Origin of the sequence: Paenibacillus oralis (assembly GCF_003863965.1) — a bacterium.
Classification (GTDB): Bacteria; Bacillota; Bacilli; order Paenibacillales; family Paenibacillaceae; genus Fontibacillus; species Fontibacillus oralis.
Map to the genome: position 1 here is coordinate 7518759 of NZ_RRCN01000001.1, position 15769 is coordinate 7534527.

15 protein-coding genes are annotated in these 15769 nt (G+C 50.4%); 1 reads left to right on the plus strand and 14 read right to left on the minus strand.

All coding sequences use genetic code 11. The features are described from left to right. Positions 1-9 precede the first annotated feature (9 nt). The 11 genes from EHV15_RS33350 to EHV15_RS33400 all read right to left on the minus strand — a co-directional run bounded on the left by EHV15_RS33350 (position 10) and on the right by EHV15_RS33400 (position 10963). Entirely contained in the window at positions 10-1494 is a 1485-nt protein-coding gene (locus tag EHV15_RS33350; RefSeq protein ID WP_128635052.1) for a spore germination protein, read from the minus strand. A gap of 140 nt (positions 1495-1634) precedes the next feature. After that, positions 1635-2621 carry a sugar phosphate nucleotidyltransferase gene (locus tag EHV15_RS33355; protein WP_128635053.1) on the minus strand — a complete coding sequence of 329 codons (987 nt, stop codon included), beginning with the start codon at positions 2619-2621 and terminating at the stop codon, positions 1635-1637. Positions 2622-2625: 4 nt separating this feature from the next. After that, entirely contained in the window at positions 2626-3177 is a 552-nt protein-coding gene (locus EHV15_RS33360) for an NADPH-dependent FMN reductase (RefSeq protein ID WP_128635054.1), read from the minus strand. Between the two features lie 4 nt (positions 3178-3181). After that, positions 3182-4780 (minus strand): nitrilase-related carbon-nitrogen hydrolase, encoded by a 1599-nt coding sequence (locus EHV15_RS33365; RefSeq protein ID WP_128635055.1) that lies wholly within the window; start codon positions 4778-4780, stop codon positions 3182-3184. Beyond that, complete coding sequence (locus tag EHV15_RS33370) at positions 4770-5735, minus strand: AIR synthase related protein (protein ID WP_128635056.1); 966 nt, start codon at positions 5733-5735, stop codon at positions 4770-4772. The genes EHV15_RS33365 and EHV15_RS33370 overlap by 11 nt, the downstream gene beginning before the upstream one ends. After that, positions 5710-6876, minus strand: coding sequence for an MSMEG_0565 family glycosyltransferase (locus tag EHV15_RS33375; RefSeq protein WP_128635057.1), 1167 nt, complete (start codon positions 6874-6876; stop codon positions 5710-5712). The genes EHV15_RS33370 and EHV15_RS33375 overlap by 26 nt, the downstream gene beginning before the upstream one ends. A 34-nt stretch (positions 6877-6910) precedes the next feature. After that, positions 6911-7834 (minus strand): methylenetetrahydrofolate reductase, encoded by a 924-nt coding sequence (locus EHV15_RS33380; protein ID WP_128635058.1) that lies wholly within the window; start codon positions 7832-7834, stop codon positions 6911-6913. 46 nt (positions 7835-7880) lie between these two features. Next, positions 7881-8393 carry an MSMEG_0572/Sll0783 family nitrogen starvation response protein gene (locus EHV15_RS33385; protein WP_128635059.1) on the minus strand — a complete coding sequence of 171 codons (513 nt, stop codon included), beginning with the start codon at positions 8391-8393 and terminating at the stop codon, positions 7881-7883. Between the two features lie 53 nt (positions 8394-8446). Then, complete coding sequence (locus EHV15_RS33390; protein WP_246061867.1) at positions 8447-9397, minus strand: amidohydrolase family protein; 951 nt, start codon at positions 9395-9397, stop codon at positions 8447-8449. Then, positions 9348-9839, minus strand: a complete 492-nt coding sequence (locus EHV15_RS33395) for an MSMEG_0567/Sll0786 family nitrogen starvation N-acetyltransferase (protein ID WP_246061868.1) — start codon at positions 9837-9839, stop codon at positions 9348-9350. Before EHV15_RS33395 ends, EHV15_RS33390 begins: the two co-directional genes overlap by 50 nt. After that, positions 9836-10963: an MSMEG_0568 family radical SAM protein gene (locus EHV15_RS33400; RefSeq protein ID WP_128635061.1), complete on the minus strand. Its 1128-nt coding sequence runs from the start codon at positions 10961-10963 to the stop codon at positions 9836-9838. The genes EHV15_RS33395 and EHV15_RS33400 overlap by 4 nt, the downstream gene beginning before the upstream one ends. 221 nt (positions 10964-11184) lie before the next feature. On the opposite strand from EHV15_RS33400, the gene pdxR reads away from it, so the two are divergent. Next, positions 11185-12642: a MocR-like pyridoxine biosynthesis transcription factor PdxR gene (gene pdxR / locus EHV15_RS33405; RefSeq protein WP_128635062.1), complete on the plus strand. Its 1458-nt coding sequence runs from the start codon at positions 11185-11187 to the stop codon at positions 12640-12642. A 302-nt stretch (positions 12643-12944) separates the two neighbouring features. Here the strand turns inward: pdxR and EHV15_RS33410 are convergent, their stop codons facing one another. The 3 genes from EHV15_RS33410 to EHV15_RS33425 all read right to left on the minus strand — a co-directional run bounded on the left by EHV15_RS33410 (position 12945) and on the right by EHV15_RS33425 (position 15758). Further along, the gene (locus tag EHV15_RS33410; RefSeq protein WP_246061869.1) at positions 12945-13502 is read right to left on the minus strand and encodes a YjgB family protein; all 558 of its coding nucleotides are present in this window, start codon (positions 13500-13502) and stop codon (positions 12945-12947) included. 330 nt (positions 13503-13832) lie between these two features. Then, entirely contained in the window at positions 13833-14465 is a 633-nt protein-coding gene (locus tag EHV15_RS33415) for a phosphatase PAP2 family protein (RefSeq protein ID WP_128635064.1), read from the minus strand. Between the two features lie 768 nt (positions 14466-15233). Further along, on the minus strand, positions 15234-15758 hold the full coding sequence (locus EHV15_RS33425; RefSeq protein ID WP_128635066.1) for a TlpA family protein disulfide reductase: 525 nt from the start codon (positions 15756-15758) through the stop codon (positions 15234-15236). Positions 15759-15769: the final 11 nt, after the last annotated feature.

The window sequence follows — 15769 nt, forward strand, 5'->3', positions numbered from 1 at the left end:
TAATACTGTTTAGATTCTCGATTTCTTAAGTAAGGAGACGAAGGGGAACCGGACCAAAAAATCTTTCCAACCTCTCCTACGTATAGGCATAATTGGTTTCATGTAATGGGAACCAAAAGAATGTGTATCACCTAATGTTATAAATAAGGCAATAAGCATTATAAATAATCCATAAAGCCCGAAAATACTCGTGCCTATTAAAAAAAGCAGTCTGAGGATAGAAACTAACTCGAGCAGTGCTGGCGTAATGAACGATGTAATGCCGGCAGCAGCAATTATAATAACAGTTGATGCTCCAATTAGCCCCGCGCTGACAGCTGCTTCTCCAATTACCAGTGTCCCGACAATACTCAGTGCTTGGCCGATATTTCGAGGCATTCGAATACCTGACTCGCGAATCCATTCAAAAAGGATAATAATCAACAGCATTTCTATAGATAATGGGAACGGTCTTCCTTCTCTCTCTCCTGTAAAAGTAACTAACAGGTTTGTAGGAATTAATTCATCTGAAAAGTTTGCCACTGCAATATAGAGAGCCGGCAGCACACAAGATGTAACTGTCCCCAAATACCTTAGTATACGATTTAGGCTTGAGAACAAAGGTCTTGCGTAATAATCATCAGCTGTTTCAAAAAATTCTTTAAGTAAGACAGGGACAAGAAGTACACCCGGACTCCCATCAACCATTATGGCAATTTTACCCTCAAACAGCTTTGCAGCAGCGATGTCCGGTTTTTCAGTTCGGTAAACTGTTGGAAAAAGAGAAAGAGGTCTGTTCTCAAGCCATTGTTCAATAAAGCCGGAATCCAATACAGCATCCACTTTTATTTGCGATAGCTTGTTGCGTATAACCTCAACCTTTGTATGATCGGCAACTCCATACATATATATTATTGAAACAGCCGTTTTACTCTTTTCCCCAATTTGGATGGATTCAATATGCAAGTTCTTATTTTTAATTATTTTTTTTATTAATGCCAAATTCGTCTGTAAGCTTTCAATAAAACCTTCGTGGGATCCTCTAAGCGATCCTTCAACTGTCGGTTCGGATATCTGACGCCCTTTACTGCTTCTTGCGTCGACGATAATTGCCGTTGCTTCTCCATTAAACAAAATTAGAGACTTACCCTCATAAAGTGCAGAAATAGTACTGCTTAGCTCCGATTCTTTGTTTATCGTTGCGACAGAAATTACAGAGTTATAAATGTCCTCTGTGGAAGTCGAATCTGTTTCTTCTTTAAGTGTCATTAGCGGTTTTAAAACATATTCATTTAAAACGGACTCATCAATCATTCCGTCCAGGAATAATAATGCTCCTTTACCTGAATTTCCAAAGAAGAATTTTCGAATACGAAGATCCTGACGATTTCTAAGCTCGTCTCGAATGAAGGCAAGATTTTTATCAATAGATGTACTCATTCGAACAGAATCATTTGATTTCAATTGAGCTCTAATCTCTTTACTCCTTAGGAATCGTTTTAACTTTCTAGACACGTTAACACCCCCTATGATTGTACAGTTTCTCCTGAAAAGAATGATTTATTCCAGCAACCAAAAAGAGGGGGCAAACACAGTCGAAGTATCTATGCGCCCCCACCAAACATTGTTATGAAGTTAACCATTGAATATGATCATTAATCACCATCCATTTGCCGCAGTTCTTGAGATCGACCAATCCTCCTGACTAAAACCCCCGCCGTGCTTACGACAACCAGCACATCGTCAACGCCCTCCACTTTTACCTCCAGTTCGGTTTCGTTAATTATCGTAACCTTTCTGCCGCTGCGCTCTTCCATCTCCCTTCCTCTTTGCTCTCTTCTTACTTGCTCCCATACATCCCAGCTCCCCAAATCCCGCCATTTCCCTTCAAATGGCAGCATAATGATATCCCTTGTCCGCTGAAGTACTTTGTAGTCAAAGCTTATCTGTTCCAGTTCATGAAATCGCCTGGAGATCATACTGCTATCCAGTTCAAAACCATCCTGCTCCAGCAAGTGCACTAAGGTGGAGCGCGTTACGGCCGCAGCGCCGCAATTCCACCAGCCGCCCTGGGCTACGAGCGCCATTGCCTCATTCTGGAGAGGTTTCTCGACAAATCGTTCAACTGTCATATATTCGCATCGTTGCGAATTATCTTTGGCGCCGGTAACGATATAACCGAATCGTTCTGACGCTCCCGTCGGCTTAGTTCCGATCAGAGCCAGCTTAGCGCCTGACCGAATCAAGGATGGCTCAAGTTTCCACAGCAGATCGAAAAAATCATCCTCAACGTAAAAATCGGCGGGCAAAACAAGAAACATTTCATCCGCCTGATTGAGCGAATTCAAGGAGGCCGCCGCATAGACAATCGCTGGATAGGTACCGCGCCCTGAAGGTTCGACAAGATAAGGGACCGAATCACCTAACTGCTCAAGCAGGATTTTCCTCTGATCAGGTCCAATCAATATGCAAGCGAAGCGGGAGAGCCCGCTTCGCTGAAGTTGATGCCATATACGCTGGATTGCCGAATATTTCTTTCCGCCGCTTTCAAATAATGGGATAAATGGCTTGGTCCGGCCCGGATACGAAAGCGGCCATAACCTACTTCCCTTGCCTCCGCAAAGCAGAATAATTTTCAACAATCCATCACACTCCTTGCGATACGCTTGTCAGCGCCCCCGACATATGCACGATCTGCGCGGCAAGCGAATCCATTCTCTTCAGCACATCCAGATCAGAAATTTCATTTTGACCGTTAAAATGATCACGGTGAGCGTAGACATAGTCCGGCGCAGTGTAAGCTTTGAAATAACCGGCGATCGGCTTGAGTTGATTTTCAATGACGAGAAAATGCTGATAAGTGCCCCCTGTCCCGACAAATCCAACAACCTTGCCACGAAAAGCAGTGGCCGGGAGCAAGTCGAATAAATTTTTCAGTGCCCCGGACAATGACGCTTGAAAGATAGGTGTGCCGATCACATAGCAATCGGCTGCGATAATTTTCTCAATCGCTTGCTGCGTACTTTCATTATAATGAGCCCGATCGCGGCCATCGCACAGCTCGAGCGCATAGTTCCTTAAGTCCATCACTTCCGTCTGAAGCGCCGGATTTAGCCGCGCTGCGCGATCCACTACACCACTCACTAGTGTTAAAGTTTTCGTTCCCATTAATGTTCCAGAAATGCCTAGTAGCTTCATCCCTTTACTCCTTCCTATCCGACTGCACCAATTGATCATACAAATGAGTTTTTAAGCGCCGCATAAAAGGGCGGCCTCGGGCTATGCGTATTTCCTCCAGAGAGAAGCGATGTCCGAAAGCTTCCCCCTCCATCCTTCCTTCGAGGTGAACTTGACGGTGTAAAAACAGCAAGCTCTGGTCGGATTCGGGTGGAGCGGCCATAGCCAGAACAGCGTCGTTCTCGAACGCCCAGATTCGCCGCATCCATACCTCTCCTCTTTCCGAACCATTGCTGCTGACCGCAATAATGTCTGCACCTTGCTTCGCCAGTATCCGGAACGATTCTGGATACCCTGCGTCTTCCCCTGTCAGTATGCCAACTCTGGCGAATGGCAGCTCGAAGGTTCGAAATGCCGTCTGGCCACCTAACGCATCAAGCTGTACGGCATCCGAATGAACAACGTGCGCCAGGCCGATTTGACCCTCCGGTCCGACAAGATAAATGCTTCTCTTCAGGTCCGCCACGCCGGATTCTACAAGCGCCGCCACAAGATAACTGCCGTATTCTTCGGCGAGATGGCCAAGCCCGGTCAACATGCTGGCCTTACCTTCTTGCATCGGATCGAGCCTCAGTTCCGGAAGAACAATGATCCGCCGCTCCGACTGTCGCTGCAGTGCCTCGACTCGGCGCAGGGATGCGTCAACCGCTTCCACAGTCTCGCCATCCTCACTCCGGTGCGGAACGAGGATTACATCGAAGGGTTGCTGCACAGAGATGCGCCTTGTCTCTCCCTCCTGCCATAAGTAGGGATGAAGCAGCAATTCCTGATAAGCTTGGGGACGTCTCCCCTTCAACTGGCGACGTCGCCGTTCACCGCTTGCTTTGACAACGCCGTAGACGATCCCTTCACCGGATACCTTAGATTGTTGTACCTCCCCATTGGGACTAATAATGCCGCTTCCGCCTGTAAATTGTGCGCCTCGCTCCAGGTCGGACCGGTTGGCCGCTATCCAATTGACGCCATTCTCCCAAGCCCTTAAGCGCCAAGTGTTGCTGGGCGGATTATTCCCGCCCCCCACCCAATTGGTCGGAAAAGCCACGATATCGGCTTCTTGTAGCGCCGCAAGCCGGGACGGCTCAAAGTACATGGCATCCATGCAGATCAGCATGGCGATTTTGCCAAGCGGGGTATGGTAAACTTGGACGCCTTCTCCTCCCTCGCGCGCCCACCTGGGATCCGCGGCGAATAAATGGGTTTTGCGATAGACGCCGATAACACCATGCGGACCAATCAAAACTGCGCTGTTGTAGTAGGCGCCCGTTTTGAGATCAAGCTCCGGTAAACCGACTACGGCGTAACAATCATAGCGGCTGGTCATCTCAAGCAGCGCATTCGTCGTTGGTCCGGGGATCGGCTCCACGAACGGGGAGATTTCCTCCCGACTCTCCCATACATAGCCGCTCGACGCCATTTCCGGAAACACGATAAGCTTTGCGCCGTGTGCAGCAGCCTCCCGCAGGAGCGCGGCCATCGCTTGCCGATTGCGCTCGGGCACTCCATGCACTGGATGAAATTGAACGGCCGCCGCTATCCATTCCCTACTACTGTCCTTAGATGTCATGGACCTTCCCCACCACCATTTCTTCCTTTAGCCAATCGATCAATACCGCCTCATCCTCTTCGTAACGAACGACAATGCGAGGATCGTCCGTAAGCTCACCGACAACGCAGGCCGTGATGCCTTCGCCGGCGAATAATGCCACCAACGCATCGCAATGCTGCGGCTCAGCACTTAATACAAAACCGTAGCCCGGATACACCCGCAGCCACCATTCCCATTCCACCGCCTCCGGCTTTGGAATGCTTGTAATCCGGATAGACGCACCGCAGCCGGCGTTTTCGGCGAGCATGGCGATCGTGCCGAGTACGCCTGCATTACTGATATCCCGAGCCGCCACTGCCATTCCGGCCTCGGCCAACGCGGGTAGCAGTTCCAGCTTACGGCGAATCGACTCGGCAGAATGGAAGCTAGTACTGTCCCATTGGGGATAATGCTTGACCTGACGACCGTTCAGATCAATCGCAACGATCAGCGAATGTCCTGGTCTTCCGCTTGTGCCGCGAAGTAGACGAGTTGCCCTGCCCAGTATAGCCGTGCCGACCCCTGCTGTAACGCCGGGCAAATAGTGGCCTCCAACCATAGGAACGCCCAGCTTACGGCATCCCTCCGCCATTCCTTCAGCAATGAGTACCGCCACCGCTTCGTCCGGAGCGCTCAGCAGATTGATCATTGCGGTTGGCCTGCCTCCCATCGCATAGATGTCGCTTACGCTAACCAGTACCGCGCAATAACCTGCCCAGAAAGGCTCATCCCGGGCAAGCTCCGGTAGAATGCCGTCACCGGACAGGAGCAAATACCCGTCGCCATCCGGCAGCACTGCTGCGTCGTCTCCGATCGGGTCCAACATCCCTTCCGGAAAGGTAGGGAGCACCCGTAAAAGCGGCAGGATCTCACGCTTCCGTCGAATACCCGCAGACTGAACCAATTCCTCAATCATTCGCGCCAACGCTTCCATACGCCATCATCCTTTCATAGAGCGACAAATGTTTGTCGGCTGCCGCCTCCCAACTGTAGAGACGAACGAACGCCTTCCCTTTTTCACTCAGCCGTCCGCGCAGTTCGGGCTCGGCCGCGATACGTACCATGCCGGCCGCGATGGACGACTCGTCCTCCGGATCAGCCAGAAGAGCGTTGAACTCGTGCGTAAGAAATTCCCGGAATACTTCGATGGTGGAGGCGACAACCGGTGTTCCCACCGCCATCGCCTCCATTACCGCGAGTCCCCATCCTTCCTTCATCGACGGCTGCATATAGCAGTCCGCCAGCGAGTAATAGTCGCTAATCACTTTCGCATCCAGGGTCCCCTCTAGGCGCACACTACCGCGGACGTCGTTGTCCATGGCGCCCAGTTCCTTCTGGAACTCCTCGAGGTAATGCCGGTAATCGAACAGCGTCGTTCCTCCGGCTATGACCAGCGTTGCGTTCGGGATCGCCCGCTTTGCCACGGCGAAGGCGCGTAGCGTGCGGATGGTATTTTTACGGGGCTCAATGCCGCCCAATGTCAGATAAACCGTATGGCCTGCCAAACCGTACGCCTTTTTTAATTGTTCCTTGGAGCCAACAGGCTCGAAAAATCGCGATTCCACTCCGTTGTGGATGACGGCCGATTCTCGGCCGTACTCGGCGTGCAGGCGATGCCGCCAGTAATCGCTTACCGTGACTAAAATGTCAGGACAAATCACCGACTTCAACTGACAGTCGACCAAAACCGGCGTTGTAAAATCGTCCAGATGGTGAACAGTTCTCAGAAAGAAAGGAATGCGCCCGCGCTCTCTGAGCCGCGCAAGCACGTTGGCGCTGATGCAATCCTGCGCATGGTGTATGTCAAACTGCTCAAGCGGCTCCTCGGCAAGCCATTTTTCATAGGTGTCAATATACCGAACGATCCTTACTTCGAAAGGTTCGTCCCCCTTAGGTACAAAGGGCACGATTCTGATTTCCGCCGTTGTTTGCCGATAAAATCCGCTCTCCCCTCCGGAGCCCAAAGCGTATACGGTTATCCGGCAGCCGCGACTACGCAACGCTTCGGCCAGCGCTAGCGTATGAACCACTCCGCCACGCGGCTTGGTGTTGTATGTGTATAGTGCGATTCTCATCAGGTTCCTCTTTTCCTGATGCCCAGCTTCCGAACTAAGCACCGATCTCCGCCGCCCTAGCATCCTTCAGACCGGCCAGTTGAACCACTTTGTTCACGCTGTTTTCGGCTCCGCCGATCGGACGAATATGAATTCCTTTAATGCCTTCGATTTGCCGGAGTTTGCCGATCAGCTCCGCTGCAAGCGAAAGGCCCTCTTCCTGTGATTCCGATTGGACCAGCCGCTTTTTGAACGCATCGGGAATAACGATGCCGGGAATTCGAAGCGCGGTATCGACATGCGCCGCGTCACGGAGCGGCAAGATACTGGCCATTATGGTGATGCGCTTGTGCAAACCACGCCGTCTGGCCTCCTCCATCCACTCACCGATCAGATCCATATCAAACACCAATTGAGTACGGACAAAATCGGTGCCTCCTTCCGCCTTCGCCTCCAGCCGGTCAATCAGCTCTTTGATCGGCTTACCCGCGATATTTTCCACCGTTCCGATCGTAAAGATCGGCTTTTCCTCCATCAACGTGCCGTCGAACAGACGCCCCTCGTCAACGAATCGTCGTACCCGGCTCACCAGTTCCATCGTTTGCAAATCGTAGACCTCTTTAGCTTCCGGCTCAGTGCCCACCTTGGCGGGATAGCCGCCAAGGATCGTGATGTTTTTAACTCCCATGGCAGCCAGTCCCATCAGATCGCTCTGAATCCCCATTCGGTTTCGGTCGCGCAAATTAATCTGTACGATCGGCTCAACGCCGACCTGACGCACGAAGAATGCGCCGACAACGGGCGACATACGAGCGATGGCCAGCAGATTGTCGCTTAGATCCACCGCGTCGACGTTGCCCCGGTAGCGGACCGCCTGCTCCACAAGAGGCTGCGGATTCCAACTGCGAGGCGGTATCAGCTCTGCTGTTACAATAAAACGATCGTCGGACAATCGTCCTTTCTCCAGCGATAAAGTCATATTGTTTCTCCTTCCCTTTCCTAATGTGCGATGCCACATTTTTTCGTTAGATTTGGAATGTACTCAAGATAAAGGCGCCTGCACGCGAATACTCGATCAAACAATCCTGCAAATCCAGCGGATGGCACGGAATTGTCCCTTCAATTAAATCCTCTTCGCGATGTCCGTGAAGTCCGAGACCGAAACGGCACACATACACCTTTCCGCCTTCCTTAATAAAGGTGGCCAGACTGTCATTATGGCTCATTTGTCCGGCAAAGGCGGCGTTACCGATCGTCGGAAAGCCGCGCGTAGCAATGGCGTTCATTGCCCCCGTGCCATAGAAGTATATTGCAGTCTCGAAACCTTTACGCTGCGCCCGGATCGCCTGCAAAATGGCGATATAAGATAAAGAAGATTCATGTGCGATGCCGTGAACCAGCGCCAGAAATTTTTCCCCCTCGTTAGCCTTGTAATCGGGAAATACTTTTGTATCTCCATAGATTTTCTCGCCGACGGGCAAGCTTGGATGGGGAATCTCGTTCATCGCCTTTAATTCGTTTTCTGTGTAGTTCGCCATTGTTCGTCATTCCTCCATTACGTTGTTTTTATATGGAAAAGAGCGAAATGCCCTTAAACCAACTTGCTGAAATATTGCGCCTCGGCATTGCCCCAGAAAATCCGCTCCTTGATTTCATCCGATATTTTCGCGCCTTGGATTTTCCAAAACTCGCTTTCGAAGTCGCTCCATGGTTCGTCACACCCGAACATGACCCGGTCGACGCCGATGCCCGTTCGATCCAGCTCCTGCAGCAACTTGCGCACTGCAAAGCCGATCGCCCAACTCGTATCCAAATAAACGTTGTAACCGCCTTCGATCAAATCCCGCCATTGGGAAAGCAGCCGGATATGTCCACTGACACCGCCACCCATATGCACAAGATGAATCTTCAAATCCTTGCCCCACCGTTTGATGATCTCAAAAAATCCCGTTATATCCGATCCTCCCCCAGGACTGGTGTGGAAGTGAATCGGAATATCCCTTTCGATCGCCGCCCGGAAAATCGTCTCGTGCTGCCTGAGCGTCTGCCCATCCCATTGGTTCGGATCAGCCGTTCCACCCAGCAAATAACTCATCTTGATCGCTAAAATATTCGGCCGATCCAGCATACGCAGCGCGCCTTCGGTAAGCTCGCGGTTTCGGGGCAGACCCGACATCCATAAAGCTCCCGCCACCTTGCCTTCTCCTTGCTGAGATAGACTGGCGACCAATTCGTTATGGCCGAACGGCTGCTCCTGAATAGGGATGCCATAGTTCGGAATAATGAGCGTCTTCTCGATTCCGCGGCATTTCATAAACAAGTCTAGCTCCTCGGCCGTTTCCGGGCCGGGATCGGCAGGCGAGATCGGTCCCCGCGCTTCGTAAAACGCCCATGGTTCCAGCCGTCCGACGTGGTTATGGACGCTGTACACCTTTCTTCCGATGCCCATAGTCAGCGGTTTTTCCGGTTCCGCTAGCTTCTCGCCCATTCTGTCAGCTTCCGGCAAGCCTGCGGCGCTTGTGGGATTGTGCATCATGCACATATAGCTTCGCCTCCATCAAGTAATGTTCGCGGCCCTGAATGATCCGCTTCTGTTCAAGAGTAGTCCAGTTCAACTTGCGGAACAAATTTACGTTCTGCTCTTGGACCCAGGCGAGAAACCTGCCCGTCCCTAGACGCTCCATCTCCTCCACTGCCGCTTCGATAAGATAAACCCCCACTCCTCTCAGCCGATAAGCTTCATCGACCGCCAGCCTCCCTCCCCACCAGGTTCCCTGATCTGACCGGTCGGGAAAGCAGCGCACGGTTCCCATTAAAACAGTGTCGTCTCGCCAAGCGTTAATATGGATCGCGTCACCATCATACTCATCCTCGTCCGACGCTTCGAACAATCCTTGTTCCCCGACAAACACCCGTTTTCTCAAAGCCAATGCGGCTGCCTTTTCCTCAGGACTCATGGCCACTTTTAATTTCACTTTACTCATCGGGTCGCCACCCCTGGGGCCTTCCGGCGCTCAAAGGAAGCCAACGCCGAGCATGCGCCGCATTTGGCACATCCAGCCATGCTGTCCGCAGAGGATAATCCCGTATCCGACAGCATTTCAGCCACCTTGCGATAGGCCTTCTCCATATAATCGGAGGAAGGCGGCTGCGAATGCTCGAGCAGTGTGCCTCGTAGAGGACGAAGCGGTACAACGAACGGATATACGCCCAAGGACACCGCCCGCGCACAGCCGGCAATTGTTACCTCCTCATCCTCTCCCATTCCGAGAATGACATAGGTCGTCACCTGATTCCGTCCGAATACCGCAACAGCTTTGCCGAAAGCTTCGAAGTAGGTGTCCAGCGAAATCCGGGATTTAGACGGCATCATTCGGCGACGAACCTGCTCATCGAAAGATTCGACATGAAGACCGATCGTATTAGCGCCGGCTTCTTTAAGGATGTCGTACCAGCTATCGTCTTCCGGTGGCTCGCACTGCACCTGGATTGGCAGTGAGCTCACCTTCCGAATCGCCCGGACACATTCGGCCAAATGATGCGCTCCTCTGTCCGTTTCATTCGGCGTTCCCGTCGTAAGCGTAATCTGCCGGATACCGTCCAACCGTTCTGCGGCCATGACGACCTCGGCCAGTTGCTCTGGCAATTTCTTGGCTAATGTGGCGCCAGCCGCAAGCGAATGACCAATGGCGCAAAATTTGCAACGATCTTCCGGACCCCAGCGAATGCAACTCTGGATAACCGTACTCGCCAGTACGTCCGAACTGTGCAGTACAGCGATCTTGTTGTACGGAATCCCATCCGCCGTGTACAAATCATAAAATTGGGGACGGTCCACAGGGTTCAAATACATCAAGGTTTTGCCTTCATACTGCAACTTGTAGCCGTCTACTCCATCTACCAGAGAGTATGGGGAACTCTCCGCAGGACCGTTGAATACCGGCAGCATCATCGTTTGATCACCCAATCGGAATGCCGCGTCGTCCGTCGGTCCCGCACCTCCCCGTCGTCCTGAAGCAATCCCTTGGCCGATCCGTATTCCCCGGTTTTGAATATCGACTAGTATCAACGACTCGTCCGAGGAAGGACCGATATCTCGCTCCTTCATCCTTCGACCGCCTCCTTCTCACTTTCGCGTTAGATTATATAACACATGTTAAGGCGGAATAGCGTTAAAATCACCATCCACAACAGCATTTATTTGACCATCCACTGTTTTATGTCAGGTATATAGCAATAATTTGTGATATATTAAATTTAAGGAATAATTTCATTGACATTATGTGTAATGTTATCGAACATCTTAACAAGGGAGGGGTGAACGCGGAAATGACACGCAAAAGCTCAACATCAACCACCATCGCTAAATACAAACAAATCGCCAATGAGATGGAGCAACGAATACTGTGCGGAGAATTCCCGGCCGGAAGCTGGCTGCCTTCCGAGCGCGCGTTGGCCGCCATGCTGGAAGTCAACCGGAGCACCGTTGTCGCAGCCTATGACGAGTTGCTGGCTGCTGGCATAGTGAAACGGATTAAAGGCGTTGGAACTCAGGTTAGTTCCAGTGTGTTGACGGATCGGAACAAACGATTACCCGATTGGGAACAATATGCGAAAGCGGGCTTTTTCCAGCCTAACCACCCTGTCAACCGTCAAATCCATCAATTCGTACAATCTGAACGGCAAATGATCAATTTTGCAATTGGCGAACTTAGTCCCGACTTGCTGCCGGTGTCCTTAATGAAAGACGCTTACCGAACGATGGAAGCGGATCGTTATGCCGGCTATGAGGATTTTCAAGGCAATTTGAAGCTGCGGGAGGCACTCTCGGGTCACCTCTTGGCCTATCGCGGCATCGCGTCCCCTCATTCATCGCTGCTCATTACCTCAGGCGCCCAGCAAGCACTGCACCTCATTATCCAGGCGCTGTTAAACCCGGGGGACTCCGTTGTCATCGAAGATCCATCCTATGCCTATTCCTTGCCGATTTTTCACTCGTCGGGTATAAAAACCCTCCCAATTCCGGTGGAACGAGATGGTATAGATCCCGATGCCATCGTCCCCCTGCATAAAAGGCATCGCATCCGGATGATTTTTGTTAATCCGCATTTCCATAATCCAACAGGCACGCTGATGAGCACGGACAAATGTGCAAGATTGTTAGACATCTCCACAACGTACGGTATTCCGATTGTCGAAGACGACCCTTACAGCTTGACCGAATATGATGGTCATCGCATCCCGACTCTAAAATCTATGGATAAGGACGGAACGGTCATTTATATCAGCTCGTTATCCAAAATCGTTGCGTCCGGCCTTCGGATCGGCTGGATAGCCGGACCTCAGGCCATCATCAGCCGAATGGCTGACATCAAGCAGCAAATCGATTTCGGGCATCCCAGCTATCCGCAATGGATCGCCGCGCAATTACTGACCTCGGAGCAGTTTAACGCCCATATTCAAGTACTTCGAACCGGATTAAAAAACAAGCGGGATCGTGTCGTCCGCTCTTTGAGACAGTATTTTGCAGAAAAAATTACGTTTACGGTACCAAACGGGGGCATTCATCTTTGGTGCAAATGGCAAATCGAAGCAACCGAGCAGCAGCTCTTCAGGGAAGCCGTTTCCCATGGGATCGTTTACGCTCCCGGCAGTATATTGGGAACTTCTCTCAATCATTTCCGACTGACGTTCAGCCGGGCCAATGACGACCAGATTGAGCAAGGCGTTCATAGACTTTTCCAAGCGACGAAAGGTTTTGCGACTCTTACTCAAAAACACAGCTAACGAGGAACTGTGTAGCCTGACTACCTCAATATCGGCTTCAACATACTTTCGTGGACACTATCTTTTTAACTTTTCAGTTCCGAATATTTACGCCTGGTACCATGACAGTGTTCAAGTTCTCGCTTATTCACAATTGGCATAATAGAGAAAAATAAAGCAAAAAGCGCAAGTTCCAGAGGTGAATTAGCCCCGGAACTTGCGCTTTTTTTTGGAATGTTTTGTAAAGTTACTTTGATCGTTAAATAATCTTCTTAATTATATTGGGGGGATCCAGCAAACATGGCTACATTCTCACGGTCCATTTATTTTACAGTCAAATTGATATGATCCAAATGCGCATTGTCATTAAAGATAAAGGAGAGTGCATAATCTCCGCGGTTATAGACGATTTTTTTCTGGATAAGCTTGCCGTTTTTGATCGTTTTCGAAGCGTTTGGCTTACCCCAATTATGTACCAGCATTTGCAAGGTGATTCCTCCGATATTCGTTTGCCGCTCTACATTCGTACCAAAATAGCGGATTTCGCGAATCCGATCTTTTTTGTAGCTTACGGTGTAACCCGGATGACCCATTTCCGCATTGTAAACATCGAAGGCATCGGAATCCTTACCCGGGCTATCAGGTTTGCCGATTTTCTCCTGAACGTCTTGTCTTGTACTGACACCTACGGTCAGATCAGCTACAGCCCCGGGAAATTGGCCTTTCAGGGCCGGTTTATAAAAGCTGTTCAGGGTCTTTAAAGCTTGAGCTTGATCACTGCTCGCCGCCGCAGCGGATACAGTTTGGGGTGCGAATGGCTGACCCGCAGCTCCAATGAAATTTAGCGTAATGGCTGCAGTAAAAAATGCGGCGCCTGCCAATTGTATTAAATGCTTCATGTTGTTGTCCTCCTATGAAATCTGGTTAAAAGTACACGTAATATATTAAACGTACCTTCGCAAAAGAAAGTTGCATGTGCCAATAGTATCCAAAAGCAGCTCTTATTTTCTAAGTCCAGCAGCGCTTTAACTTCATCGTTACTACGCAATCCCCTCGTCCTCCGCTTCACAATCCGTTCTCGTCTATAAGAGCGTAACCGGCAATTGACGCGATATTTATTCTTTATTTCATTGCCTAGATCCAGCCAACAGTAAAATCTAGGTCTAATTCCTCTTACAAACCGACGCGCCCGCTCAGGAGTCTCGCCAACGTCAACGGTGATTAACGATTTTGTTTGTTGTTTCCCACCTTAACGCCGTCCCGAAGGAACAGAGCAGCGCCACCGACGCACCGGCCAATAAACCGCCGGCAATGTCGCTCGCATAATGGACGCCAAGGTACAAGCGGCTGATCCCGATCAGCAAGATCACCAGAATAATGATAACCCCCCACGCTTTGTTCCCATTACGGCCGGAACGAAGCAGCAGGATAGCGATAAAACCATAAAACGCTGCGGAAATCATCGCATTGCCGCTCGGAAAACTGTAACCGTCCGGAACGGCCAGGCTGTCCCAAAGCTCCGGCCGTTCGCGGTGATAAGCCGATTTAAGGAGCTTGTTCAGCAGCCAAGCGCCGGCCAAACTGACGGTTAACCAAATGGCGTACTGGCCCCGACGCAAAACAATAAGCGTCCAAGCCAGGACAATCACAAACGCGACCACGAACCCCGACGTCGTTCCCAGATTGGAAAATGCTTTAATGATCGGGTTCAAACCGTCTGTACGGAGCGCGAAAAAGAAATCACCGATCGCTTGATCAATTAGCACCAACATATCGTGCTGCACCATATATCCTAGAAGCACAAAACAGACGGCAAGCAAAGCCGCCCAAATCCCATATCTCAATCCGTCTCCTCCTTTTGATCCCCAAAATGCTGCTAATCCACAATATTTTACCGATTTTACGATATGCAGACAAGACCGAAATTGCAAACCGGAAACATCCGCAAATATCCGCTTGAAACATTAAAACGTACCGTCCAAAGCCGACAGGATACAATATCCACCGAACCTGCATTAATATACTTACTACTTCAGCTTAATTGGACGATCACTTCGACGAATCTTAGATCTGGATCGAAGAATTTATCAGGCAAATTTTATCCGTTAAAACCGACGTCTCTTTCTCAGACAGCAAGATGGGGCCGATGCAGGGTGTCCAGCCAGCAGCAAACACAATTCCAACCAGAACGGAACCTAGTTTGGGCTGAATCACTTGGATCGGTAGCGAAATACGCAGTTCCCGCATGAGGAAGCGCAGACGAATACGGCCCAGCAGGAAACAGCCTAGCAGGAAAATAAATGCCCCCAAGCATCCGAATCAAATCCCGATATTGTTCAAACCAATGCCCCAATAAACTCGCCGAGAAACCTAACAGGTAATACACCGTGAGAATCCGGCCAAAAACAATAGTGAATGACCGATTACCGTTCCGGAAACGCCCTTTGCTTCGCGCGACTTAATGTCGCTTATGGAAACGCCTGTGATATATGATAGAAAAGAGGGGTATAGCACACGTGCATGGAGAAATAAACGCCAGCATTTCCCCACCAAAGGCCATCCACGACGTAACCTGTTCCACTTAAATCAATCTCCTGACCAACTATCATTTGTCATGGATGACGAAACTTATCCAGCAGCGCTTCAATTTGCTCGTTGCTACGCAGTTCCCCCGTCCTCCGCTCCACAATCCGGCCGTTCTTGTCTATTAGGAGCGTAACCGGCAATCCATTGATGCGATATTTTTTCTTCATTTCATTGTCTCGATCCAACACAACAGTAAAATCCAGGTCTACTTTCTCTACAAACCGACGTGCCCGCTCTGGAGTCTCGCCGACATTGACAGCGATTATCGCGATATCTGAGGATTGCGCATAAACCTCATTCAAAAGTGGCATTTCGTTGACGCAAGGTCCGCACCAAGAGGCCCAAAAATTCAACAGAACGTTACTTCCCCGAAAATCGGCCAAGCGTACCGTTTCCCCTTGGAGATCGGTAAGTTCGAATGAAGGCGCAATACTTCCCACTCTGCTATCTTCCTGGTGCTGCAGGTTTTGTATGAATGCATTTATGATTGCAAAAACCGTAAGCACAAACAGGCTCCACTTCACCCACCTTAAACGGGCCACCCTGTCCATATCCACAGGCC